The sequence below is a fragment of the Facilibium subflavum genome, from assembly GCF_003574485.1.
Taxonomy (GTDB): domain Bacteria; phylum Pseudomonadota; class Gammaproteobacteria; order Francisellales; family Francisellaceae; genus Facilibium; species Facilibium subflavum.
Map to the genome: position 1 here is coordinate 1 of NZ_QLIT01000113.1, position 3,053 is coordinate 3,053.

General features: G+C 35.2%; 2 protein-coding genes and 1 pseudogene. All 3 read right to left on the reverse strand.

Features of this window, described 5'->3' with window-relative positions; genetic code table 11:
- Nucleotides 1–190 (reverse strand): annotated as a pseudogene (locus DNK84_RS14625) (IS4-like element ISLpn9 family transposase); the annotation flags it as partial.
- Between the two features lie 199 nt (nucleotides 191–389).
- Nucleotides 390–2,630 (reverse strand): hypothetical protein, encoded by a 2,241-nt coding sequence (locus DNK84_RS07305; RefSeq protein ID WP_119343888.1) that lies wholly within the window; start codon nucleotides 2,628–2,630, stop codon nucleotides 390–392.
- Nucleotides 2,631–2,654: 24 nt separating this feature from the next.
- The gene (locus tag DNK84_RS07310) at nucleotides 2,655–2,969 is read right to left on the reverse strand and encodes a hypothetical protein (protein ID WP_162902294.1); all 315 of its coding nucleotides are present in this window, start codon (nucleotides 2,967–2,969) and stop codon (nucleotides 2,655–2,657) included.
- Between the last annotated feature and the right edge of the window lie 84 nt (nucleotides 2,970–3,053).

The window sequence follows — 3,053 nt, forward strand, 5'->3', positions numbered from 1 at the left end:
ATCCCTGTATCCGTCGATAATTCGACTCGATTTTGGTGTCTCTTGCAAAGTGAGTTGCTAAATGCGCAAGATTAACGGTTTGTCGTGAGATCAGGCTAACCAGAAGATTAGCAAAACAATCTAATCTTGATTTGTGCCAGTTAAAAATTTCCTTTAAACTGTTCGTCAGCTGTTTGAGGTGCTTTTTCATGTTGTGCAAATCAAGAAAAAATAACGCTTCAAGCAGCAATTTGCAAATTTTTCTTCGTGTACAGTAACCAAGTTTATATCAGGATAGATAAATTCTTCTAATTATGCCAAACCTGCTCGTAATGCTTATCATAGAGTATTAGAGCACCACCGTTTATCAAGCAAAATTGATTAGCATTTGTGCCCTCTGTATTGCTTGCTCAAGCTACTACGTTATTGCCATCATATAAAACCAAATTGCCATCCGCTTGAAGGTCTAATTTTCCTGTTGGTTTACCCACAGTGTCAGTTGCCCATATTGCATGATTAGTTGGTAGATAATAAATAACTAAATTGCCATCTGGTTGAAGATTAAGACTATAGTTACCACTAACCCATTTACCTACACCATCAAGAATCGTAACGTTACCATTTTCACTTCTTTTTTTACATGAAGGTGCTGAGTAAGGACTAGCATAAATATACGCTTCATTAGGATTTTTGCCGTTATCTAAATCCACCCAAAACCACGGGTTATGAACCACATCTTTTGGTTCCCATGTTTTTTTCTTATCACCCCAATTCCAGGTTAACAAATGCTTATGTGTTAATGGATTAGAAATATCTAACCATTTACTTCCGACTATAAAGTCTTTATCATACTTTACATAGACTCGCCCACCTGGGGGAATAACCGCTTTTTTAGGTGATTTAACTTTATTATGACCACTCCACATGCGCACTGGGGAGTTAGAGTCATTATAAATCATTTTACCATCGACTTTTCGCAGATCATCTAAGCTTGGTTGGCGGTTTTGCCAATCATTAGGATTACCCCTCTCCGAATAAATACTATCAGAATCAATAACAATTGACCTGCCTGAGTTATCAAACAACTCAAGAAACCCAAAGTCCTGAGAGCTATTTGGGTTTGGATAAGCAAAGTCTAATGTATTGCTATATCTTTCTCCTTGGAGAAATATATATCCCACGCGCCCAGACATTAAATCATACTCAAAATTTTTATAACTTTCATCGCTGTCATACACAGGAAATACCGAACCCGCCTTATTAATAGCAACAGGGTAACCTGTATTTTGCTTGACTAGTATATGTAAATCGTCGTTATAAACATTATAAGTTCCATTGCCATTATTATTCACTGCATACTTAGAATAAAGCCCTCTAGAAATAGAATCATAATAGTATAAATACCCCCTTTGGTTTTCATAATCCCTCAAAAACTTATAATCAGGCGACAATAAGTTTCTTGGATTTACAATATTCAACAAATCCGGACTACTACCATCTACATCTAGCCTTAATTGACTATAAAGCAAACCTTCATCTTCTGGCTTTAGTTGACCAGTAGGGTTAGGGTCGTAATGTACTGTAACTTGTTTTTTATTTTGATCATATCTTTCAAATTTTATTATTACATCACTTGCTGAGCTGAGTGCTTCTATTTTGCCCTTATTTTTTACCAATAATTGAAAAGCCACGTTTTGCGTATGGTGATCTAGAGCTGTATTCCCGGGAGAAACATAGAATACCTTTCCTTCCTCGTGAGAAAAATTCGCGGACATATTTTCACGTTCCACAGATGTATACTTTAATATAGGTGTATTTTCATCCACTATTATTCCCTGATCCGCTGTATTTTTAATAAGTTGCAAGTTCTTAAAATGGCCGCTATCATCTGTAAATAATGGTGTTATGGCATCGTATATTTCCTTATTTTCACTATATGGAATAATTTCATCATCCTTTTTTAGATTTACAACAATAGGTATGACATCAGCGGGGCCTTTAAATTTCAAAGTATCAACCTTATTGGCAGTAAGGTTAATACCGCTAGTCACTTGAAATATTTCTATTTTTAGTTTACCTTTTTCCCAATATTTACCGCCTGTACTAATACAGAATTTTTGATTAGTAGGCTCGCCTAAAGCAACTGTTTTATCTTTTAGACCTTTTAGTTCGTCAGTGTCCTTTAGCTTGGACATATCTATCGCATGTGCCTGTGCCTGGACTCTATAACAACCAGCCTTTTCTACTGGCAAACGCATTGTGGTATTGGCAAAAACATACTTAGGGTTATAAAATTTTTCTACGTTAGCAGCTGGTGCATTTGGTACATAACGGTTGTATTTCATATAAATTTGATTAGGATCCGGGTTAATCGATATTTCACAGCCCCCCTCACCATTGGGTACACAAAGCCCATTAAAAGGATAAGTCTCAACTTCCTTTGTTTCAGACTCTTCACCATTATCATTGATACGTGAATATTTAACCGTATAATAAAAACCATTATATTTATTTTGATTAAGTTTAAATGCTTCGGTTGTTAGCTTAAACTTTATATAAGGTTGTTCATATTTATCAGCAGCCGAAACTAACGAGAATGTGCAGCTTATTGCAGCAAGCACTGCTGCTATTTTAAAATATTTCTTAAACATATTTAAAACTCCAAAATCAAATTTTTATTTTTGGTCTATGACTAAATGACCATTGTTATTACTTAATGAAATATCATCTAATTTATTTTTGTATTCCGATAAATCTATTGATGTATCTTTGTACTCTCCATAGGAATCTTTACAACGTGCATAAAAAACGTAGTCATTCCACCAAAAGTCCTTACAAGTCAATATATAGCTTCCTTTGGGCATCATAGAGATTTGTATCTTTGCACGAGTCTTAAGCTCATCGTCAGACGCTTTGTTAAAATCACTTAGCCCGTCCTCGTAGATATAGAAATGCATGGGCAAATTATCACTATTCGGCGTTAATTCCATATAGCACTGGTTTGTACTATCAAAGTGATGTTAGCCCTTATTCCATATAGGTTGTAGCCATATATTTTTCAGTCAAATTTAGCA

Bases quoted from the DNA above. Each gene is read 5' to 3' on its own strand.
- DNK84_RS07305 (WP_119343888.1), bottom strand. From the start codon at position 2,630: ATGTTTAAGAAATATTTTAAAATAGCAGCAGTGCTTGCTGCAATAAGC.
- DNK84_RS07310 (WP_162902294.1), bottom strand. From the start codon at position 2,969: ATGGAATTAACGCCGAATAGTGATAATTTGCCCATGCATTTCTATATC.